This window comes from Brevibacillus formosus (genome assembly GCF_003013405.1).
In the GTDB taxonomy this organism is placed as follows: Bacteria; Bacillota; Bacilli; order Brevibacillales; family Brevibacillaceae; genus Brevibacillus; species Brevibacillus formosus.
The window spans coordinates 238980-260762 of the sequence record NZ_PXZL01000013.1 but is presented as its reverse complement, the minus strand read 5'-3'; the positions used below and the strand labels follow the sequence as shown (position 1 = coordinate 260762).

The following is a 21783-nucleotide window of genomic DNA, read 5'->3' as shown; positions in this document are numbered from 1 at the left end:
ACTCCCGAGGCTTTGGTTTTTTATCCTATTTCAAATTCGCGTGTGCAGACGCAACTACCTCTGTTACGCATTGCAACCATGCTTCCGAATCCATGCCGCCCTCACTTTTCTGGACATGCATAACAAATTCAATGTTTCCTTCTCCCCCCGTAATTGGAGAGTAGTCCAAGCCCTTTAACGCGAAACCCAAACCACTGGCAAATTGACCGATGTCAGTCAGTACGCTCTCATGAACGTCTGGATCACGAACGATTCCATTCTTTCCGACTCTATCCTTGCCTGCTTCAAATTGAGGCTTGACCAGCGCAACGACGTCACCGCCATCCGTCAGAAAACGGTACAACACTGGCAAGATCAATCGCAAAGAAATAAACGATACGTCAATCGATGCCGCGTTTGGGCGTTCATATTCAAACGCTTCCGGGTCCATATGACGGAAATTCGTCCGTTCCATGACAACCACTCGTTCATCTTGTCGCAAGCTCCACGCAAGTTGTCCATACCCGACATCAATGGCGTATACAAGACGCGCACCGTTTTGCAGCGCACAGTCCGTAAATCCACCGGTGGAGGCCCCGATGTCCATCATGACACGATCCTTCATGTCGATTTCAAAGACACGCAATGCCTTTTCCAGCTTAAGGCCACCGCGACTCACATACGGGTGTACCTCGCCCTTCACCGTAATCGCAACATCCTCTGCAAATTTGGTTCCCGGCTTGTCACAGCGCTCGCCAGCTACCTGCACAAGGCCTGCCATTACGGCTGCTTTTGCTTTTTCTCTGGTCTCATAATGGCCTCTTTCGACCAAGAGAACATCAACCCGTTCTTTTCTTACACTCATGCTTCCACTACGCCCTTCGAAATTGGCATCAAGGATCGGACACGAGCAGCGATATTATCAGCTGTGAGCCCTACCTCTTGCCGCTGTTCTTTCACACTTCCATGCTCAACAAAATAATCAGGTACCGCGACAACTTGTACATTCATGCCGTGATAGCCTGCACGATTGTAGCATTCAATGACAGCGCTGCCGAAGCCGCCCATTTCACAGCCCTCTTCAACAGTAATGATATCGTAGCCTTCCTTTGCCAGTCGGAATAGAAGCTCTTCGTCCAACGGCTTGCAAAAACGTGCATTGACCAGCATTGGCTTGATTCCTTCTTCTTGAAGCTGATTAACAGCCGCCTCAGCAATTTCGAATACATGACCGAACGAGAGAATCGCCACGTGTTTGCCTTCGCGCACAATCTCCGCTTTGCCGATTGGCAACACTTGCAGATCTTCATCCATTTTGACGCCACGAGTCGGCAATCGTGGATAACGATAAGAGATCGGACCGCCTTTATATTCCACTGCTGTCTTCATCATATGACGCAGCTCATTTTCATCCTTTGGTGCCATAATGACCATATTCGGAATGATGCGCATGAATGCCACATCGTACATGCCTTGGTGTGTCTCTCCGTCTGCTCCAACGAGACCAGCACGGTCAACGGCAAAAATCACATTGAGCTTTTGGCGTGCGACATCGTGGATCAGCTGATCATAGGCTCTTTGCAAAAAGGTCGAATAAATCGCAAAGACCGGCTTCAAGCCTTGTGTCGCCAATCCTGCTGCAAATGTACATGCGTGCTGCTCTGCAATCCCGACGTCAAACAGTCTGTCCGGGTACTTCTGACCGAATGGGATCAAGCCGGAGCCCGCCGGCATCGCAGGGGTCACAGCCACAATTGAATTGTCTTCATCTGCGAGCTTCATCATCGTATCCGCAAAAACGGATGTATACGTTGGTGCAGATTTCGGTGTGTCGCCCGACTCGATTTTATACGTTCCGATGCCGTGCCACTTGACCGAGTCAGCTTCAGCTGGCGCATAGCCCAGTCCTTTTTTCGTGATGGCATGGATCAATACAGGTCCTTTTGTATGCTTGGCTGTCTTCAATGTATCGAGCAAAAGCTCCATGTTATGTCCGTCGATTGGGCCAATATACGTGAAGCCTAGCTCCTCGAAGAGAACGCCAGATACGAGCAAATACTTCATGCTGTCCTTAAAGCGTTCAGCCATGTGAGCTAATTTGCCCCCGACAGCCGGTATCGATTTCAACAAGCCTTCGACTTCATCCTTCGCCCACTGATAGTTCTCAGTGGAGCGAATTTTCCCCAAGTAGTTGTGCAAGGCACCAACGTTTGGCGCAATAGACATCTCGTTATCATTGAGTACAACGATGACATTCTTGCGCTCATGACCGATGTGGTTCAATGCTTCTAAAGCCATACCGCCTGTCAGCGCACCGTCTCCGATCACTGCAACGACGTGGTTCTTTTCCTTTTTCAAATCCCGTGCAGTCGCCATCCCCATTGCGGCAGACAACGACGTGCTGCTATGCCCTGTTTCCCAGACGTCATGCGGGCTTTCCACCATTTTAGGGAACCCGCACAACCCTTTGTACTGACGCAAGGTCGGAAACATCTCCCGGCGTCCTGTCAGCATTTTATGTACGTATGCTTGATGTCCGACATCCCAGATCAGCTTGTCCTTGGGACTGTCAAAAACATAGTGCAGTGCTAGCGTCAGCTCGACAACTCCCAGATTCGGCGCGAGATGTCCGCCTGTTTTCGAGAGCGTTTCGATTAGAAACTGACGGATCTCGGATGCCAATGTATGTAACTGTGGTTGCGTGCACTTTTTCAGGTCTTGAGGATCATTTATAGTAGTAAGCAGCATTGGTATTCCTCACTTTCCACTGTTCGTTCTCCGGCGATTGTGCATGCTGCATATCAATCAAGCCACTAGAAAACCCGGCTTTCCTTATTGCTATAGCCGATTCCGCTTATTTTCAGCTTGATTCATTATAACGGTTTCTTAATAAAAACACCACTTTTGATCAACATATACGAATATGAAGCGATATCTTGCATTTTCTGGTAAGATGGTTTTGAATACATACTCCGAACAAAAGAGGTGGACATCCGTGAGGTTCTCACAAATTCGGTATGAGCGCATGGATATGGACAAAGTTGAAGAACAATTCACGCAATTATTGGAAGCGTTTCAACATGCTGCAAGCTTCTCTGAGCAAGATACGATCATGGCTCAACTGAACAAACTGCGACAAGAAGTGGAGTCTGCGCGGAATGTCGCACAAATTCGCCACACGATCAATACAGAAGATCCTTTCTACAAAGCGGAGCAGGACTATTGGGATGAAGCAACTCCTTTGTATACGGGAATCGTTTCCCGCTACTATCAGGCGATCGTCGATTCTTCCTTCCGCGCTGAATTGGAGGAAAAATGGGGAGCACAGCTGTTTCGCATCGCGGAGAGCACACTCCGTACATTTTCGCCCGAAGTCATTTCTGATTTGCAGGAAGAAAACCGTTTGGCAAGTCAATATGTCGCACTGAAAGCTTCGGCCAAAATCATGTTTGAAGGTGAAGAGCGAAACCTTTCAGAGATGATTCCTTTTACAATTGCGAAAGATAGAGACATGCGCAAACGCGCTAATGAAGCGAAGTATAATTTTATGCGGCAACATACGGATGAATTTGATCGCATCTATGATCAGCTCGTCAAGGTACGCACACGCATCGCCAAAAAACTCGGCTTCAATAGCTTTGTGGAGCTAGGCTATGCACGTATGAACCGTACCGATTACAATGCAGAAATGGTAGCCAGTTTCCGTCAGCAAGTGCTCGAGCACATCGTTCCAGTAGCGTCAAAGCTCGTCGAACGTCAGCGACAACGCATTGGTGTCGATACACTTGAGTATTACGATCTTTCCTTTGATTTTGCTACAGGGAATCCAAGCCCGAAAGGCCCGCCGGAATGGATTGTAGAAAACGGGAAAAAGATGTATGCAGAGTTGTCACCTGAAACGGACGAATTTTACAACTTCATGCTGGACAACGACTGTTTGGATCTCTTGAGCAAAAAAGGGAAGGCTACAGGAGGCTACTGCGAATACATCAGCCAATACAGACTCCCCTTTATTTTCGCCAATTTTAATGGTACATCCGGTGATATCGACGTACTTACGCACGAGGCAGGACATGCGTTTCAGGTGTATGTAAGCCGAGATTTTGAGGTCCCTGAATATCATTTCCCGACCTATGAGGCATGTGAAATACATTCAATGAGCATGGAATTTTTGACATGGCCATGGATGGAGCGTTTTTTCAAGGAAGATACCGACAAATACAAATTCTCTCATCTGAGTAGCGGACTCCAGTTCATTCCGTATGGCGTGTCTGTGGATGAGTTCCAGCATGTTGTCTACGAGAATCCAGATATGACACCGGCAGAGCGTAAACAGGCTTGGCGTGAAATTGAGCGCAAGTACCTCCCGCATCGCAATTATGCACAGAACGAGTATCTTGAGGAGGGCGGGTTCTGGCAGCAGCAAACGCATATTTTCCAAAGTCCCTTCTATTACATCGACTACACACTGGCCCAAATTTGCGCGTTCCAATTTTGGAAACGATCACAAGCAGAGCCAAAACAAGCTTGGGAGGATTATTTAACGCTATGCCGCGAAGGAGGAAGCAAATCGTTCCTCGAGTTGGTACAAGTGGCGAAGCTTTATTCTCCATTTGAGGACGACTGCATTCCATCGGTGATTGGCGAGATTGAACAATTCTTAAATAGCATTGACGATAAAAGCTTGTAATAGGTAGGTATACAAAAAAGCTGGCACTCCCCGTATGGGCTGCCAGCTTTCACTTATTTATTGCGATCACGCACGTAGTCCGCCAATGGGCTGAGTGCTGAATTCTCGATTCCCGCATCTGCAAGCGCTGCTTTTGCCTCCGCAATCAATTCGTCAAGACGTGCCTTCGATTCGGCTAGACCAAGAAGCGATGGGTACGTCGCCTTTTCCCGATCGGCATCGCTGCCAACTGCTTTCCCCAGCTCTTGGGCATCCCCTTCCACATTCAAGATGTCATCCTGAATTTGAAAAGCCAGACCAATGCAAACACCATAGCGTGTTAATGCTTCCATTTGGCCTTCGGATGCTTCTGCGAGGTAGCCTCCCCCGCGCAAGGCTGCGATCAAGAGATCACCCGTTTTGTGACGATGGATAAATTCGAGCTGATCCAGGTTAAGGCGCTTGCTCTCCCCTTCGATGTCAGCCATCTGTCCGCCGACCATGCCAGTTGCTCCTGCACGTTTTCCCAGTTCCGCAATCAGTTTCACGGTAGTAGCCGCTGAAACATCGGTGCGGTCCATGTAAGCTTCCGCGATATATGCGAACGCTCTAGTCAGCAAGGCATCTCCTGCGAGAATGGCTGTTGCTTCACCGAATACTTTGTGATTGGTCGGTTTTCCGCGTCGAAGATCATCGTCGTCCATCGCAGGGAGGTCATCGTGAATCAAGGAGTACGTATGTATCATTTCCAGGGCAGCCGCAAATGCCACACCCCGTTCAATCGGCTTGTCCAGCGCTTCGAGGACTGCCAATACCAACATGGGACGCAGCCTTTTTCCGCCTGCCATGAGCGAATACTTCATGGATTCGTACAAGTTTTCCGGAACTCCTTGCTGCTCAAGCGCTGGCAGGAGTCTTTGTTCTATATAGGCGGTCTTCTCAACCAAATAACTCTCGAATGTATGCACGCCGATCATAATTCTCCTTCCACGCGAAAAGCCTTCTGCTTTACTTGTCCGTCTTCTTCCACCAACTGGGTAATCTTCGCTTCAATTGCATCCAGCTTTTGACCACAAATTCTGGAAAGAGTTACCCCTTCTTGATATAGCGTAATCGCTTCTTCGAGAGGAATATCACCTTCCTCAAGTCGATTGACGACTTCTTCCAGGCGTTTCATCGCGTCCTCGAACTGCATATCAGTCTCTTGTTCAGTTTTCTTGCGAGCCACTCTGCTTCTCCTCCTCCCGGTTCACTTTTTCCACACGTGCAGTCGCACTGCCATCACTTAATCGTACCATGATCTCGTCGCCAGGAGCAAACTGTTCCACCGATTTCACGAGTCTGTCATCGGTGTATACGAGTGAGAATCCACGCTGCATGACCTTCAGTGGACTCAATGCTTCCAATGTAGCTATGCGAGCTGCGAATGCCATCCTTTTTTGATTGAGACGCCCCAGCATCCGTTCGTCCAAAGTGGCGCGGAGTTTAGACAGATTTTTTCTTTTATCCCCAATTTGATCAGCGAGGCGATAGCGCTTGATCTGTTCGTCTAATCGCGTATAGCGTTCGCGTCTTCTGTCCAGCAAATGCTTCATCGATTGGCGCATCCGCAAATGTGCCCGATCCAATCGTTCTGCGGCTTCCTCCAGCCTACGCTCCGGTTGGCGCATCGCATAGGAATTGCTCAATCGTGTCAAACGGTTTCTCTGCTCTGTCATGGTGCCACGCACCGCTCGATGCATCCGTATTTCGAGCTGACGAACTCTCTCGACCCACTCCAAATAATGCGGTACAGCCAATTCAGCTGCGGCTGTTGGCGTAGCTGCCCGGACATCTGCTACGAAATCGGCGATCGTCACATCCGTCTCATGTCCTACAGCGGAGATGACGGGGATGAGTGATGCAGCAATTGCCCTTGCGACATTTTCATCATTAAACGCCCACAGCTCCTCAATGGAACCACCACCTCGCCCTACAATGAGAACATCAATGTCAGGCTGATCGTTTATGATCCGAATAGCGGAGACAATCGATGCGGGTGCATCCGCACCTTGGACAACGGCTGGTGAAAGTACGATCTCTGCCTGCGGATACCGTCTGCGAATCGTTGTGCAAATATCTCGGATGGCAGCTCCTGTCGGAGAAGTGACAACACCGACACGTTTGGGAAAACGCGGGAGCATCCGTTTTCTCTCTGCTGCAAACAATCCCTCTTGGGCCAATTTTTCTTTTAGCTGCTCAAATGCTAAATAAAGCGAGCCGAGACCATCTGGCTGCATCTCTTTGGCGTACAGCTGATACGCCCCGTCCCGTTCATATGCAGAAATAGACCCGCGCACAATCGCTTTTGCTCCATCTTTGGGCAAGAAACGCAGGAAGCGGTTATGACTCGCAAACATGACGACTTTGATGCGTGATTGCTTGTCCTTTAGCGTGAAATACATATGGCCGCTTGAGTGGTGGGTAAAATTGGAGATTTCCCCTCTCACCCATATATCTTGCAGGTGGGGTTCCTTTTCCAGCACCAGCTTAATATAACGATTGAGATCACTGACGGATAAGATATCTTGTAATGCCATGCGGCCCCTCCTTTACAAAAACTTGGCTTTGCCGTGCATGTAACAAGGACTATGCAAAAGAATGGATAAAGCTTATGCCTTATCCATTCTATAATAAGTTGCCGATTTTCTTCTATTGTTTTGCTTGCTTTTTCGCTGCCGCAACGGTATTTTTCAGCAGCATCGTAATCGTCATCGGGCCAACACCGCCTGGAACTGGGGTTAAAAAGCTAGCCACTTCTTTAACCTCGTCGAACTTGACATCTCCAACCAGCTTACCCGTTTCAATGCGGTTCACACCAACGTCAATGACGACAGCTCCCGGTTTGACATGCTCCTTGCCGATCATATGAGCCCTACCGGTTGCAACGACGAGGATGTCCGCCTTTTGCGTGTATTCCTCGAGGTTTTGCGTGCGAGAATGACACATGGTCACCGTAGCATTTTCCTGTTGCAACAGCAATGACACCGGCTTGCCAACGATGTTGCTGCGTCCGATCACCACTGCATGTTTGCCTGCCAACGGGGTGCCTGTGCGCTTGATCAATTCAATAATCCCGTGCGGCGTGCATGGAAGCATCGTATCATTTCCCAATACCATGTTGCCTATGCTAATCGGATGGAAACCGTCCACATCTTTTTCAGGAGCAATGGCTTCAATTACCGCATGCTCTGAAATATGAGCAGGAAGAGGAAGCTGAACCAAAATCCCATTAACGTTCGGATTTTCGTTCAACTGTTGAATGATAACCAACAACTCTTCCTCTGTGATGTCAGCGTCCTTCATAATGATCTCGGATGAAATTCCGACTTCCTCGCAGCCTTTTGCTTTCCCCCGCACATAGGAGTGAGAAGCTGGGTCGTCTCCCACAATAACAACGGTCAAACCCGGTACGATCCCTTGCTTTTTCAATTCAGCTACTTCGTTCGCCAATTCGGCCCGAATACTCTGTGCTACTTCTTTTCCCTGGAGAATGGTTGCAGCCATGGAGAAAATGCCTCCTTTATCAACGTCGATACGTTAAGTGTACCGATTTCTCCCTCAGCTGTAAAGGCGAATTATAAAAAGTTCGCATTTATTTAATGTTCGTCTTTTGCTTCACCCACCCCAACATAGCGACTCCGTAGGCATTATCACCGGAGTAAACGGGGTCACAGAAGTACAGCTTCGCCTTCACGGCAGGGTGTTCCAGACGTTTAATGAGCCGCTCACGTATGTAATAATTGGCAGCTACGCCTCCAACAATCAAGATGTCCTTCGGGCAGCCTTGCTCTACTGCATGGCGCAATGACTTCTCTAGTGTATTGGCAATACATTGCTCTGTCGCCCGCGCAATCTCAGCAGGGCTCGTACTCCCCTTCTCCACTTCCCGCAAGAGCGAGGCTTCCGGTCCAGAAAAACTAAAGGAAAGCCCGTCAACCGCCGAAGAAATCCGAAACGCACCTGTTGCTCCCTTTGCTAACTGCTCCAGCGCAGGACCCGCAGGAAAGGACAGACCGAGTGCAACACCAATCCGATCGACTAGTTGACCTGCGTGCAGATCAATCGTCCCACCGATTTTCTCAATGGCATAACCAGCTGCATGACGCTCGCACAGCAGCACCTCGCTGGTACCCCCGGACAAATGTACAGCCAAAAAGCGGTCTTCTGTCGGACGCACCTCAGCGGTGTATTCCCCCGCCGCAATATGCCCCTCTTGATGAGTCGTCAAGTGCAGGGGAACGCGCAAATAAGTCGCCAACGATTTCCCCAAACCCTCTCCTACCTTAAATACAGGCATATACGATCCGTCTTGCGGACGCGGCTTCTCGCTCACACAAATCGCAGCAATCTCGTAGTTCTTCCACTTCATCTCTTCACTTAATTCCGGCAGGTTCATCACATGCTGAAAGACGGCTTCGGATTGTTGCAGTCCGCGCTTGCCCTCCTTTACTTTCAGAAGGCGTTTTGCTTCTGCGACAATTCGGCCGTCTTCCTCAGCCAAGCACAGTGATGTCCGGTAATTGCTCGTGTCGATTCCCAACATTACCTTACTCATGCTTGTATCTCCTACCTATTACGCCTGCTTGGTTTCACGTGATTGCAAGAAGCTCGACAACACACCATTTATGTACCGGTGGGACTGCTCGTCGCTAAAGAGCTTCGCGATCTCAATCGCTTCGTTCATCACGACTTTGTCAGGTGTGTCTTGCTCAAACATGATCTCGTAAAAAGCCAGACGAAGAATAGCGCGGTCTACATTGGCGATGCGTTCCAATTGCCATCCACGCAGATACTTCTTGATTTCTGTATCAATCTCAGTCAAGTTTTTCAATACACCATCGAGGAGATAACGCAAATACTGTGCATTTTCCTCGGATTCTTCCATGACGAGGGCAACCGCATCGGTTAATGGAACCTCTGCCATATCGATTTGGAAAAGACATTGGACTGCTTTTTCTCGTGCTGTTCTTCGTTTCATACCATTCATTCACCTACTAATTAAAATGAGCTCGGACTTTTCTAATGTCACCGAAACTTGCCTGGCAAAATCTTGTCGAGTATTTCACGCAAGTCTTCTTTATGATCGAGCTTGCGACCAATATAATACCCGGTACCGACAAACACAACAAAAACCAGTGTATCCCAAAATCCCACGAGAAGGTAGATGATGCCTAAAAAAAGTCCGGCAAAAACCCCCATTAGCTTCCCCTTGTGTTCCCACATTAACTCCCGCATCATTTACTTCACCTTCTATTCCACACGTTTACGAGCCGCGTAGTTTTCCTGCTGAGCTACTTCCGTCACGACGATGGCCACCTCAGAAATGTCAACACCAGCAATCCCCTCGACTTGCTCCTTCACGTCAGCCTGTAGCTTCTGTGTCAGTTCAGGCAATGGCGTTTCTCCATCTACCGAAACACGCAGCGTGATCATATTGCCGCTCTCGAGTGCTTTGACTGTTGTTTTCATATCGCGCACTCCTTTCACTCGGCGGGCTGCACGCTCTGCAATGGTCTGGATCGTCTGAATCGTAATGTTGACCTCACCCAAATCACTGCGCTGACGGATTCCCCGTTCTACTTTAGGCTTGTTAGAGCGGAAAGAACTGAAAAAGAAGCGAAGGCTGACTACGAGGAAAATAATCGCGACAATGAGATAGGTGATGTTCGTACCCGCCAGCATCTGATCCACGTATGGACGGAAGAAATCTTGCGGGACCAATCCGCTGGTCGCTGCTATCGCGATGCAGGACAAAACAATGAGGGCAAAGCTATAAATCGTCAAGATAAAGCGGTCAAACAAGTTCACAAGCACCTCTCCTTTCAGCCATGTTTGAAAAAGGAGACAAACACGGCACGCTCCGGAAAACTCCATGAATTTACGCTCAAAGCCTAAACAAAATCAATGTTTTCAAATGAGGAAAATGCCCCCTGTTCGTAGGGGGCATCCATCCGCTGCTTGTTAGCGCACGCGCTGGTGTTCTTCAACCGGTACTGGAGCCGGTACTTTTTCTTCTGCTTTTAACTCAACATCAACGATATGTACGTTTACTTCCACTACAGAAAGACCTGTCATGCTCTCAATTGCATTGCGTACACTATCTTGAATATTTCGAGCGACTTCCGGGATGCGATGTCCGTATTTGACAATGATCGAAACATCCACCGCTGCTTCACGGGAGCCAACCTCTACACGCACACCACGCGCTATATTTTTACGGCCTAAACGTTCAGCTATTTCTCCTACGAAACCGCCGCTCATTTGCGCCACACCTTCTACTTCGGACGCAGCCATGCCGGCGATCACTTCCAACACTTCGGGAGCGATCTGGACCTTACCAAGTTCTGTTCTATCTAAGTCTGGAGTAAACTCTTCCATGCTTCGCACCTCCCTCTAATTTGTAATTCATTATACCAAGCACACCGTATTTTTACAAATCAGCCCTACTTACTCTTCATCCAGGTTCAAGTCGTAGGTTTCCAAGAATTTCGTATCGAAATGCCCGCTGACAAATACTTCGTGCTCCAATACTTTCAAATGGAATGGAATCGTTGTCGTAATACCCTCTATGACAAATTCGCCCAAAGCACGCTTCATACGGTCAATCGCTTCGTTACGATCCTTGCCCCACACAATCAGCTTGGCGATCATAGAGTCGTAGTATGGCGGAATGGAATATCCCGCATACGCTGCACTGTCTACGCGCACACCAAAGCCGCCTGGCGCCAAATATTCCGTGATACGACCTGGCGAAGGCATGAAGTTTTTCGCGGGATTCTCAGCATTAATGCGGCATTCAATAGCCCAGCCATCCATTTTGATATCCTCTTGCGTAAAGGACAATGGTTGGCCTGCCGCTACGGTCAGCTGCTCCTTGATCAGATCAAAGCCAGTCACCAGCTCGGTTACCGGATGCTCTACCTGAATACGTGTATTCATTTCCATGAAGTAGAACTTTCCGTGTTTGTCCAGCAAAAACTCGACAGTACCCGCCCCATGATAGGAAACGGCTTTCGCCGCCGCAACAGCAGCTTCACCCATTTGTCGGCGTAGTTCTTCACTCAATGCTGGAGATGGAGCTTCCTCGATCAGCTTTTGGTGACGACGTTGGATGGAGCAGTCGCGCTCACCCAGGTATACGGCATTGCCATGCTTGTCTGCCATGATTTGAATTTCCACATGGCGTGGACCTTCCACGAACTTCTCCAAGTAAACTCCTGGATTGCCAAAAGCTGTTTTCGCTTCGTTTTGCGCCTGACGGATCGCTTTTTCCAAATCTTCGTCGTCTACAGCTACGCGCATTCCGCGTCCGCCGCCACCCGCTGTCGCTTTGACCATGACAGGATAGCCAATCTCGTTTGCGGTGACGACAGCGTCCGCCACATCTTCGATCAGCCCTTCCGTGCCTGGTACAGTAGGGACACCTGCCGTTTTCATCGTATCCTTGGCTGTGGACTTGTCCCCCATCTTCACAATGGCTTCTGGGTCTGGACCGATAAAGGTAATGTTGCAGGCGGTGCAAATCTCGGCAAAGTCAGCGTTTTCTGCCAAGAAGCCATAACCAGGATGGATGGCGTCTGCCCCTACCTTGGTCGCTACACTCATGATGTTTGCTATATTCAAATAGCTTTCCTTGGATGCCTTGGGACCAATACAGTAGGCTTCGTCGGCCAGCTTCACATGAAGCGCTTCACGATCCGCTTCGGAGTAGACGGCGACCGTACGAATGCCCAGCTCGCGGCATGCCCGGATAATACGCACGGCAATCTCCCCGCGATTGGCAATCAATACTTTTTGAAACATTCCGCTCTCCCCCACCTTATTCTGGCTTCACCAAAAACAATGCTTGGCCGTACTCAACCAATTGGCCGTCTTCTACGAGCACTTTCACGATCTCGCCGCTAACTTCTGCTTCGATTTCGTTAAAGAGTTTCATGGCTTCCACGATGCAAACGACTTTGCTCGCTGTCACTTTGTCACCAGCTTGTACGTAAGGCGGCTTGCCTGGTTCTGGTGCGCTATAGAAAGTCCCTACCATTGGAGATACAATCTTGTGGAGATTTGCGTCATCCGATGCTTGTACAGCTGCTTTCGGAGCTTCTGCTGCGACTGGTGCTGCTGCGACAACTGGCTGAGCCGGGATATGTGCTACTGGTGCTGCAACAGGAGCTTGAACCGCTGGTTGCGTGACGACAATCGTTTCCGTACCATTGGATTTTTTCAGAGACACCTTGGCACCTTCTGTTTCCAAGTTAAATTCTTGAATGGATGATTGATCAATTAACTTAATAATTTCGCGGATTTCATGCATTTTCATTACGAACAAGCACTCCTTCTTTTCTTTCAATAGAGGTTCGTGGAGTCCATTATGTATCCTTTTGGCAAACCATAAATCCATGGTAGCCTGTTGCCAATACCACGTCAAGAAAGGATTTCCCCGCTTCTTTTCCAACAGAAGCGAGAAAATCCTTACCATCATGCCCGTTTCTCCTATCCCTTATAACGAGAAAATAATGTAGCTTGATTAGGATGACTTGTATTGTACGTTAATGTTTGTCGCCGGAATATTCAAGTGCTGCTTCACGTTTGCAATAATTTCCACGACCTCGTTTGCGCTCAATTTATCTTTTTGTACAATGACTGTCGCCTTGTCATTTTGGACAGTTACGACCGCATCCTGGTAGCCACTCGCCTTGAGCATTTCTTCTGCAGTCATCGTAGCACTTTCCATATTGGACAGTTCTTCAAACTTGGCCATCGCTTCTGCTACTGCCTGCGGAGAGGAATCCGTGCTGTTTACGATTGCTAGTTGTTCGTCTTTTTGCTGCGCCAGCATGGCTTCACGCTTCATTTTGTAGCCTTGGAAGATTTCACTCGCCGTTTCTGCTACTGGGACGACCGTGTTCGTTGCGGCTGGTTTCGCTTCTGGCGCAGCAGGAGTCTTGGCTTCCTGCGCGCCGCTTTTTCCGTCTACCGGATTTGCCTTTGGAGCTTGATCGACAGGCGTTGCTTTCGGGGCTTGATCTACTTGCTTGGATTCAACAACCACACCAGAAATTTGCTCTTGCTTCTGGACGGCTTGCTCTTGTCCAGATGTTGGGACCTGTTCTTGCGGCCCCTTCACCAGGTAGTATCCAGAGAGCACAACCATGACAGCAAGCATTGTCAACAACCATACCGTTTGTTTTCGCAGAATCATTCGCCATTACCTCCTACCCTTTTTTGGGCAAAATGGATATTTTATAAGCGGGAACATCCAAAACCTTTTGTACGGCTTCAGTGATCCACGCTTTAACCTGGATGTTATCGGCCCCTTTCGCTACTACCAGGACCCCGCGGATTTTCGGCTTTAGCGTCTTCACAATAACGGGGGCATCTTGCTTGCCGCCTTGCACGATGACGACCTGCTCATCTCGTGACTGGTCATTTTGATTGCGGGTTGCCTTTTCTTTGTCCATTTCCTGATTGGTTGAGGTACGAATATTGCGGTTTTTTTCCACAACCAGCTCTGGTGTTGATTCCAGATTGACCATGACCTCTACTTCGCCGACGCCGACAACAGAAGCGAGGATATCGCGAAGCTGTGTCTCGTAAATGTTTTCATATTCTGCAATGACATCGGTAGTCGGTGATCCCCCCAACACCTGGGAAGTAGCATCGCCTCCAGAAGGACCTGGCGCCTCACTCCCTATATCTCCAAATCCGAGTGGCTGGTCTTTTTCCACTCTGAGGAAGTCCGTCAGAATCATGATGGCTACGCCAATTCCCAAAATGACGATGAAATAATGCAGCGGCTTCAGTTTTTGGTTTTTCCCCTTGCTCCCTACTGCGATTTTCTTTTCTTCCTGCATCGTCTCGCCTTGTTGCTTCAGAAACAGACTTTTCAGCTTTTCCCATAATTGGTTCATTGTTTTCACCTCGCTTCACTGACTGGATCCGCTACTGTTTCTCTCTTTCTCTCGATTCGTCTTTGATGACGACCTGACTCTTCGAAAGCCCCCACTCTTTGGCGACATCATTTGTGATTTGTGCGTAAAGAGGATTGTCATGATGAGCTGTTGCTGCCATTTCTGTTTTGGGATCAGGTTGTATTTCAATGGGTTTGCCAATCGTAATTTCAACAGGCTGGACAGGTTTAATCGGTTCAATCGTGCTCTGCCCTTTTTGCTCTTCCTTGTTCGCGTCGCCGACTACCAGCTCGATTCGCTCAAGGGTGGGCTGTTCCGGATTTTGCTGATTGACGGTAATCGTGACATCTTCGACAGTTACGCCATACTGCTCTTTGACACTGGCTTTTACTGAGGACGCTACCTGTGACTGGACGTAAGCGGTCATCTGTTCGTTTTGTTGACCGAGCAGCTTGTCAGTGATGCGTTTCCACTCTGCCGAAGCAGGCTTGTTCAGCTCTTGTTGGTATCGATCCAGACGAAAGGCCAAATCTTCCTGCGAGAGGCTGAACAGACTGAACACAGGGGAAATGATCGTCAGCAAGAGAATCAAGCCCATCACCATTTTTACGTAGCGTTGCAGTGTCGTATTGGGCAGGATCAGATCGAGGAAGGCAGCCAAAAGGACGAGCAGGATAATTTTTTTCAACCACAGTGTTAACCACGTCATCTCATCACCTACCGAACCATCATGGAGATGTTGCCCGCCGCAATAATGATCGTTATCGCTAGGAAGAACATCAAGCCGACCGTTGCCAAAGCAGCGAAGACGAACAAAAGACTTTTCCCAATCGTACCTAACGCACTGATGATCGGGCTGTTTCCAAGCGGTTGGAGTACGGCAGATGACAGATTGTAGATCAGAGCCAGTACCAGTATCTTCAAAGCCGGAAACGCGCATAGCATGATCAGGATCAAAACTCCCGCCAAGCCCACGGCATTTTTGACCAAGAGCGAGGCATTGAGTACGGTATCTGCCGCATCGGAGAACACACGGCCTACTATCGGGATGAAATTGCCAGTGATGTATTTCGCTGTTCGGAGAGTGACCCCGTCTGCAACGGCTGAAGTCGCTCCTTGTATGGAAATGATGGCGAGAAAGATCGTCAGAAACGAGCCAAGGACACCCATTGCAATATTGCGTAGCAAGGTCGCTAACTGCGTAACTTTGTACCTCTCCGAAAACAGGCTGACGATAGAGAGCATCGCCGAGAGAAACAGAAGCGGGAACACGACATAAGAGATCATCATGCCGCTGGTGTTGATCATGAAGATAATCAGCGGGTGAAACATTGTGGCGGATGCCAGATTGCCTACCGAAGCAAGCAGCGCGATGACAAGCGGAATCATGGCCAGCATGAAATCAGACATGTTTGCGATTGCGTCTTTTGCATAGGTAATGGCGACATGGAAGCTGTTGATCGCAAGTACCATCAAGACGAGATAAGTAATCGAGTACGCTACTGTCGATACCGCATTGCGTTCAAAGGCGTTCTGCATCGTTTCAAGAATCATCGCGAAGACAGTGATGATAATGATGGAGCTGAGCAGCTTGCCATTCATCAAAATCTCATGAAAGATGAACTTGCCCATTCCTTGCAGGACTCCTGAAATACTGAGTTCACCTTGCTGCATGAGGATTTGGATAAAGCCTTCCGATTTCAAATCGGGCAAGTACCCTTTATAGTCGCGCTGCAACTGATTCCAATACTGTTCAACTCGGTCTAGCTGCAAGTGATCGACCTGTTGTTGCACGATTTGATTGATCGGACCGGATGCGGGTGCCACAGTGGGTGTCGCAGTAGCTGACACGGCAACTGGAAACAAGGCAAGGAGCAGGAACCAGAACAGGATCAGCTTGCAAGTGTGTGCCATGGACATCCCACCTCCCTTATGCCGGCAACAAGTCGATCACTGTTTCGATAATGATTTGGATGATCGGTACAGCCATAACCAATATGAGGACTTTTCCAGCGAGCTCGATTTTCGAAGCAATCGCACCTTGTCCAGCATCCCGGGTCATCTGTGCACCGAATTCAGCGATGTAGGCAATTCCGATGATTTTTAGAATCGTTTCCAGAAACACAAGGTTCAAATCTGCTTGAACCGCCAATCTTTCCAAAATCCGAATGACATCTGCTATTTTTCCGACGAGAAAGTAAAAGATGATGACTCCGCTCGCAATCGCCAGCAAAAAGGCGAACATCGGCTTCTGTTCCTTAATGACTAGCGCGAGAATCGTAGCCACCAGTCCTAGTCCGACAATTTGTACAATCTCCATCTGGAGCCCCTCCTCAGTTGAACAGGAAGACGCGTTTTACTTCGGAGAACAAGTCACCGATGTAATGGGACACCATGTACAGGACAATGATGAATCCGACCAGAGTTGCCCAATGCGCAATATCTTCCTTGCCCGCCTGCTTCAGGACCGTATGCAGGATGGCTGTAATGAACCCTACTGCTCCTATCTGGAAAACAGGTGTCAAATCAAAATCCACTGTGAACACCTCGCCTTTAGAACATCAGGATGACGACCAAGAGTCCACCTAAAAAGCCCAAACTCTTGTACATTTTTTCGTACTTTTCCTGTTCTGCTCGAGCCTCCTCTTCCAGCCCTCGCAGGTGGGTGACAGCTAGGCGCAAATGCTTTTGCTGGTCTTCCCGATCGGATGATCCGAGTACCTGACCTAGACTCTCAAGCACCTCTCGCTCTTGTCTGCGCAAGGCTGTCTGGGTCCAGAGTCTATTCATGGCTTGTTGCAAGGCTTCCTCAGCCGAATGCGCCTTTTCTGTCTGAAGAAATTCCGCGGCCAGAAGGAATACTTTCCCTACCTCTTCGGAAACGCGATGACCGACCTTCACAAACGCCCGCTGTAATGGAGTCATCCCAAACACGATTTCCGTTTCGAGCATTTGCAGTGCAACGAGCAGAGCCCGAAGCTGAACGGGACGATTCGCGTAATACTTGCCGATCTGCCAACCAACCATCGACGCCGAAAACAGGATGAGTACGGCTCCCATCAGCTTGACCATGCAACCTTCTCCCTTTCCACCAGGTTCATCCTGTGATCGTAGATGGCCTGGATCGTTCCGACACCTTTAGCACGGCTGAGTACGATATAGCGTGAAAAGGCTCCATATCGAATCAGCTTGCCCAGCATGGGGCGTTCGGCTACTTCCTTAACACTGGCTCCATGCGCCGAGCAAATGACAGCTACACCTGCATGAATCGCTTCCCAGACTGCGTCGCCATCCTCCGCTCTTCCCACCTCGTCCACAATCAGAACATCAGGAGACATGGAACGAATCAGCATCATCATCCCTACAGCTTTCGGGCAAGCGTCCAGCACATCCGTTCGCGGACCGACGTCTCGCTGAGGAACTCCTTGCAAGCACCCCGCCAACTCAGAACGCTCGTCCACAATTCCTACCTTGCGACTTGAAGACCACTCACTCCCATAGCTGATGGTTCGTGCGATATCACGCAACAAGGTTGTTTTCCCGCATTGGGGTGGGGAGATGAGAAGCGTGTTTTGCAATTTGCCATCCTCAAACAAATACGGCATGACCTTCCTGGCCGCGCCTTTTTTCTCGCGGGCAATCCGGATGTTGAAGCTGGTAACATCTCTGATTCCCTTCACTTCTCCTTTGTCGAGCACCACTTTCCCCGCTATGCCAATGCGATGACCGCCAACCACCGTGATGTAACCCCTTTTCAACTCTTCTTCCAAGGCATAGAGAGAATGCTGACTGACCTGGTTTAAGAGCTTTGCAGCCTCTTCTGCTGAAAAAAGCCAACCTTGCGCGGGTATCGAGGTGATTTGCCCCGACGATGTCACATAGCTGGATTGTTGCCCAAACCGGACTTCTAGCGGCTGGTTTTGCCGAAGCCGAATCTCTTCCAAATTCTCTCTTACCGCGATAGGAAGGGCCGTCAAAATCGTACGTAAAGTTGCTGGCAAAATCGCCAAGATCTCATTCATCAGGTACCCTCCTTTTGCAGCATTCTGCCTTTGTCCACTTTGACTTACCTCCATCCTATGCAGAGGTGGACGAGATTTATGCAAAAAAAATAGCTTGCTCTCGTGCTAGAACGCGAGTGCAAGCTTTTCCCACTGGGATCATTGATTATTCGTTTTCTTGTTATCCACTGGCTCTATTACATAGTGCTTGAAACCTTCCTCATCTTGGCCCTCGCGCAGATAGATTTCTTCCTGGCAGTTAGGGCATGCGAACTCGTAGGTCGTATCGAGATGGGGATCTACTTGTCCTTCATACATTTGTGCGTCTTCATCATCATCCAAATCGTAGAAAGTCGCGTACTCGTCGTCATCGTCCTCACAATCGACAACGGTTTCATACAAGTCATCATCGTCTTCAAAAAGGTAGAGCTCAATGTCCTCTAAGTCTTCATCCAAAGCCTCCACATAATCCTCAGCCTCTTCCACTCGCGCGTGAAGCTCTCGCAGCTGACCCTCCACCTCATTTAGAATCTCAATCATCTCTACCATAATTTTTCCTTCGGAGCTCTTTTCGCCTACATCCAGTCCATCTGCCAACCCTTGCAAGTATGCGATTCGATTCGCCAATGATTCTGGCATCCACATTCCCTCCCATCCAATCTCTCCCACTTATCGTTCCCCATCGTGATCGCATTTACAAATGGAGGGAAATGGAAACTATTTGCGAACTCCAATCAAAATGCAGGAGATCCCCACCAGAATCCAAGCAATTTTGGCAAAGCTAACGCGATCCGACATCCCTAATAAACCGATTGTAGTGGTAGTGATCAAGATGATTGGTCCGACGATTGCAAGACCTGAATTAATGAGCAGAGCTTTTTCGACCTGATTCACTTTCAAAATGAGCAAAGCTGCAATGATCTCGATACTGCCTGAAAAGACCCGAAGTGCCGCCATACCCATAATTGCTTTTTCCAACATACCGTCTCGTCCTCCCCTCCTTTCACTCTATGCCTGTACCACATCATTTCAGCACTTTTTGAATCATCTCTATAGGCTTTTGCCTTCACTCCTCCCCTTCACTGGGCATACACTGAACCATACGCCTAGAAGAAATGAGGAACTTGCCGATGATAGAGTATGATCAGTCGTTTTTGCCTGACAGCTGGGCAAACCCGTCCGGGCAATTACGTGAGAAGCCCCGCGTGAAGGGCTTAACCATGGTCATTGACAAAGGCCTTGGACTTACTGCATATTCCGACTTGTTAGCACTGGCTGCTCCCTATATCGATCTATACAAACTCGGTTTTGGCACCATTGCTCTGTATCCCCTCGAATTACTCAACCAAAAACTCACCCTCGCAAAACAATATGGCGTACACATCATGCCCGGAGGAACTTTTTTTGAAATCGCCATTCGTCACAATACAATTGCAGATTATATGAAGCTGATTCGGTCACTCGGTTTTTCTGCGGTAGAAATATCTGATGGAACATTCCCTTTAACTTTTTCACAGCGTCAGGAAGCCATCAATTACGCGTTGGACAATGATTTGGTGGTCTACACAGAGGTCGGAAAAAAAACGGCGGAGTATCGCGCATGTCGAGAGGAATTGCTGGAGACCCTCAGCTTTGACCTGCATAATGGTGCCAGTCACGTCATTGTGGAAGCAAGAGAAAGTGGTACTGTCGGTGTGTGTGACGGAGATGGCAAGATTGATGATTCCTTCGTTTTGGACATTGTCACGGCAGCCAAAGAAAAAGCCTCTCGCCTGATCTGGGAAGCACCACAAAAAGATCAACAGGTCTGCTTCATCAAGGCCCTTGGCAGCGACGTTAACCTGGGAAATATTGCCTATACGGATGTATTCTCTGTGGAGACGCTACGGCGAGGATTGCGTGGCGATACAGCCCTTATCATGGATAGAGGGAGGTGTTATCCGTGCGAATAGAAGTGGTGCCGACCGTGGAAGAAATTCGTTTTGAACAGATCAGCAATCATGTAGTCGTCGTTATTGATGTGCTTCGTGCCTCCAGTACGATTGTCACTGCATTAGGGAATGGATTTCGCAGCGTCATCCCGGTCGAAACCATTGGGCAAGCGAACTCCCTCCGCGCCAATGACTGTATTTTGGCCGGTGAACGCCACTGTAAGAAAATCCCCGAATTCGACTGCAACAACTCACCAACCGAAATCGCAGCACTGGGGAAAACGGGAAGCCAGCTTATTCTGACCACGACAAACGGGACTCGCGCCATCCAAAAAGCAGAACGCGCCGCTGCTCTCTTGATTGGCTGCTTCTTGAATGCCACCGCATGCACTCAGCACGCTCTTTCGTATCATCTCGATATTACGCTGTACTGTGCAGGTACTCGGTCGGAATTCGCTCTGGAAGACGGTCTAGCTGCCGGCTTGATGATTGCACAGGCACAGCAAGCGTTTCCGAGCATCCAAATTTGTGATCTGGGTGAAGTTCTAAAAGCGAGCTACCTTTACTACGCTGGAAAATTGAGCCAGCTGTTACCCCACACGACAACAGGAAAAAGACTCATCCAGCACCATCTCGCAAGCGATATACGGTACTGCGCTCAAGTGGATCAATATCAAATCGTTCCTTATATCAAGGAGAAACGCATACTCCCACACCTTGTCTCATAATGTGAAAGGAGAACAGGGACAGGGGTTTTGATGCCAATGATGTCTGGAGAAGTGATGCTGGTCATCCTAATCGTTATCGGTCTTATTGGGCGCTCACCCATTATTGCGACTGCCGCAAGTATATTGTTGGTGTTGAAGCTAACGGCACTGGAGCGTTTTTTCCCAACAGTAGAACGGCGCGGATTGGAGCTCGGGCTGCTCTTTTTGACCATTTCCGTACTGGTTCCATTCGCCAGCGAAAAAATATCATGGAAAGACGTCACGCCTCTTTTCACTACGGTCGTCGGCTTAACCGCACTGGCTGGTGGGGCCATTGCCACCTGGATGAATGGAAAAGGACTCGATTTGCTGCGCTCAGAGCCACATATGATTGTCGGACTCGTCATTGGCTCGATTATTGGCATTGTGTTTTTTCGGGGCATTCCCGTCGGGCCTTTGATGGCTGCTGGTATTACAGCGTTTGTGTTGAAGCTTTGGGAGTGGTTTGGAAGCAAATAAAAAAAACAAAATCCCCCTCTTATACAT

General features: G+C 48.9%; 27 protein-coding genes. 4 read left to right on the top strand and 23 right to left on the bottom strand.

Features of this window, described 5'->3' with window-relative positions; all coding sequences use genetic code 11:
- Positions 1–25: 25 nt before the first annotated feature.
- On the bottom strand, positions 26–844 hold the full coding sequence (locus C7R91_RS13820; RefSeq protein WP_047068859.1) for a TlyA family RNA methyltransferase: 819 nt from the start codon (positions 842–844) through the stop codon (positions 26–28).
- Complete coding sequence (gene dxs / locus C7R91_RS13815) at positions 841–2727, bottom strand: 1-deoxy-D-xylulose-5-phosphate synthase (RefSeq protein WP_047068858.1); 1887 nt, start codon at positions 2725–2727, stop codon at positions 841–843. Before dxs ends, C7R91_RS13820 begins: the two co-directional genes overlap by 4 nt.
- Positions 2728–2974: 247 nt before the next feature.
- Between dxs and C7R91_RS13810 the strand changes: the two genes are divergently transcribed.
- Positions 2975–4669 carry a M3 family oligoendopeptidase gene (locus tag C7R91_RS13810; RefSeq protein WP_047068857.1) on the top strand — a complete coding sequence of 565 codons (1695 nt, stop codon included), beginning with the start codon at positions 2975–2977 and terminating at the stop codon, positions 4667–4669.
- A 53-nt stretch (positions 4670–4722) separates the two neighbouring features.
- Here C7R91_RS13810 and C7R91_RS13805 read toward each other — a convergent pair whose 3' ends face one another.
- The 21 genes from C7R91_RS13805 to C7R91_RS13705 all read right to left on the bottom strand — a co-directional run bounded on the left by C7R91_RS13805 (position 4723) and on the right by C7R91_RS13705 (position 19580).
- A complete protein-coding gene (locus C7R91_RS13805) occupies positions 4723–5625 on the bottom strand; it encodes a polyprenyl synthetase family protein (protein ID WP_047068856.1) in 903 nt (300 codons plus the stop codon).
- Positions 5622–5876, bottom strand: a complete 255-nt coding sequence (gene xseB / locus C7R91_RS13800) for an exodeoxyribonuclease VII small subunit (RefSeq protein WP_047068855.1) — start codon at positions 5874–5876, stop codon at positions 5622–5624. Before xseB ends, C7R91_RS13805 begins: the two co-directional genes overlap by 4 nt.
- Positions 5857–7227: an exodeoxyribonuclease VII large subunit gene (gene xseA / locus C7R91_RS13795; RefSeq protein WP_047068854.1), complete on the bottom strand. Its 1371-nt coding sequence runs from the start codon at positions 7225–7227 to the stop codon at positions 5857–5859. Before xseA ends, xseB begins: the two co-directional genes overlap by 20 nt.
- 112 nt (positions 7228–7339) lie before the next feature.
- Positions 7340–8194, bottom strand: a complete 855-nt coding sequence (gene folD / locus C7R91_RS13790) for a bifunctional methylenetetrahydrofolate dehydrogenase/methenyltetrahydrofolate cyclohydrolase FolD (protein ID WP_047068853.1) — start codon at positions 8192–8194, stop codon at positions 7340–7342.
- Between the two features lie 88 nt (positions 8195–8282).
- Positions 8283–9245, bottom strand: coding sequence for a tRNA (adenosine(37)-N6)-threonylcarbamoyltransferase complex transferase subunit TsaD (locus C7R91_RS13785; RefSeq protein ID WP_047068852.1), 963 nt, complete (start codon positions 9243–9245; stop codon positions 8283–8285).
- 18 nt (positions 9246–9263) lie between these two features.
- Entirely contained in the window at positions 9264–9668 is a 405-nt protein-coding gene (gene nusB, locus C7R91_RS13780) for a transcription antitermination factor NusB (RefSeq protein ID WP_047068850.1), read from the bottom strand.
- Between the two features lie 47 nt (positions 9669–9715).
- Positions 9716–9928: a DUF2273 domain-containing protein gene (locus C7R91_RS13775; RefSeq protein WP_012686029.1), complete on the bottom strand. Its 213-nt coding sequence runs from the start codon at positions 9926–9928 to the stop codon at positions 9716–9718.
- A gap of 12 nt (positions 9929–9940) precedes the next feature.
- Complete coding sequence (amaP, locus tag C7R91_RS13770; RefSeq protein WP_047068848.1) at positions 9941–10498, bottom strand: alkaline shock response membrane anchor protein AmaP; 558 nt, start codon at positions 10496–10498, stop codon at positions 9941–9943.
- Between the two features lie 153 nt (positions 10499–10651).
- Positions 10652–11068 (bottom strand): Asp23/Gls24 family envelope stress response protein, encoded by a 417-nt coding sequence (locus C7R91_RS13765; RefSeq protein WP_012686027.1) that lies wholly within the window; start codon positions 11066–11068, stop codon positions 10652–10654.
- 69 nt (positions 11069–11137) lie between these two features.
- The gene (accC, locus tag C7R91_RS13760) at positions 11138–12493 is read right to left on the bottom strand and encodes an acetyl-CoA carboxylase biotin carboxylase subunit (RefSeq protein WP_047068847.1); all 1356 of its coding nucleotides are present in this window, start codon (positions 12491–12493) and stop codon (positions 11138–11140) included.
- A gap of 16 nt (positions 12494–12509) precedes the next feature.
- A complete protein-coding gene (gene accB / locus C7R91_RS13755) occupies positions 12510–13007 on the bottom strand; it encodes an acetyl-CoA carboxylase biotin carboxyl carrier protein (protein WP_047069477.1) in 498 nt (165 codons plus the stop codon).
- 207 nt (positions 13008–13214) lie between these two features.
- Entirely contained in the window at positions 13215–13889 is a 675-nt protein-coding gene (locus C7R91_RS13750) for a SpoIIIAH-like family protein (protein ID WP_047068846.1), read from the bottom strand.
- A 13-nt stretch (positions 13890–13902) separates the two neighbouring features.
- Positions 13903–14598: a stage III sporulation protein AG gene (gene spoIIIAG, locus C7R91_RS13745; RefSeq protein WP_047068845.1), complete on the bottom strand. Its 696-nt coding sequence runs from the start codon at positions 14596–14598 to the stop codon at positions 13903–13905.
- 31 nt (positions 14599–14629) lie between these two features.
- Positions 14630–15307: a stage III sporulation protein AF gene (spoIIIAF, locus tag C7R91_RS13740; protein WP_047068843.1), complete on the bottom strand. Its 678-nt coding sequence runs from the start codon at positions 15305–15307 to the stop codon at positions 14630–14632.
- An 8-nt stretch (positions 15308–15315) separates the two neighbouring features.
- Positions 15316–16512 (bottom strand): stage III sporulation protein AE, encoded by a 1197-nt coding sequence (gene spoIIIAE / locus C7R91_RS13735; RefSeq protein WP_047068842.1) that lies wholly within the window; start codon positions 16510–16512, stop codon positions 15316–15318.
- A gap of 16 nt (positions 16513–16528) precedes the next feature.
- Positions 16529–16918, bottom strand: a complete 390-nt coding sequence (gene spoIIIAD, locus C7R91_RS13730; protein ID WP_016739903.1) for a stage III sporulation protein AD — start codon at positions 16916–16918, stop codon at positions 16529–16531.
- A gap of 13 nt (positions 16919–16931) precedes the next feature.
- A complete protein-coding gene (spoIIIAC, locus tag C7R91_RS13725; RefSeq protein ID WP_007725726.1) occupies positions 16932–17135 on the bottom strand; it encodes a stage III sporulation protein AC in 204 nt (67 codons plus the stop codon).
- A 16-nt stretch (positions 17136–17151) separates the two neighbouring features.
- A complete protein-coding gene (gene spoIIIAB, locus C7R91_RS13720) occupies positions 17152–17670 on the bottom strand; it encodes a stage III sporulation protein SpoIIIAB (RefSeq protein WP_012686020.1) in 519 nt (172 codons plus the stop codon).
- On the bottom strand, positions 17658–18620 hold the full coding sequence (spoIIIAA, locus tag C7R91_RS13715) for a stage III sporulation protein AA (RefSeq protein ID WP_047068840.1): 963 nt from the start codon (positions 18618–18620) through the stop codon (positions 17658–17660). The genes spoIIIAB and spoIIIAA overlap by 13 nt, the downstream gene beginning before the upstream one ends.
- A gap of 138 nt (positions 18621–18758) precedes the next feature.
- Entirely contained in the window at positions 18759–19238 is a 480-nt protein-coding gene (locus C7R91_RS13710) for a CD1247 N-terminal domain-containing protein (protein WP_047068838.1), read from the bottom strand.
- 78 nt (positions 19239–19316) lie between these two features.
- Positions 19317–19580 (bottom strand): YqhV family protein, encoded by a 264-nt coding sequence (locus C7R91_RS13705; RefSeq protein ID WP_007725730.1) that lies wholly within the window; start codon positions 19578–19580, stop codon positions 19317–19319.
- 149 nt (positions 19581–19729) lie between these two features.
- Here C7R91_RS13705 and comA point away from each other — a divergent pair, with 149 nt between their 5' ends.
- Genes comA through C7R91_RS13690 form a run of 3 tightly spaced genes read left to right on the top strand, consistent with a single transcriptional unit; the run spans position 19730 to position 21756 of the window.
- Positions 19730–20551 (top strand): phosphosulfolactate synthase, encoded by an 822-nt coding sequence (gene comA, locus C7R91_RS13700; RefSeq protein ID WP_047068837.1) that lies wholly within the window; start codon positions 19730–19732, stop codon positions 20549–20551.
- Positions 20542–21258: a 2-phosphosulfolactate phosphatase gene (locus C7R91_RS13695; protein WP_047068836.1), complete on the top strand. Its 717-nt coding sequence runs from the start codon at positions 20542–20544 to the stop codon at positions 21256–21258. Before comA ends, C7R91_RS13695 begins: the two co-directional genes overlap by 10 nt.
- Before the next feature lie 36 nt (positions 21259–21294).
- The gene (locus C7R91_RS13690) at positions 21295–21756 is read left to right on the top strand and encodes a DUF441 domain-containing protein (RefSeq protein ID WP_047068835.1); all 462 of its coding nucleotides are present in this window, start codon (positions 21295–21297) and stop codon (positions 21754–21756) included.
- Positions 21757–21783 lie beyond the last annotated feature (27 nt).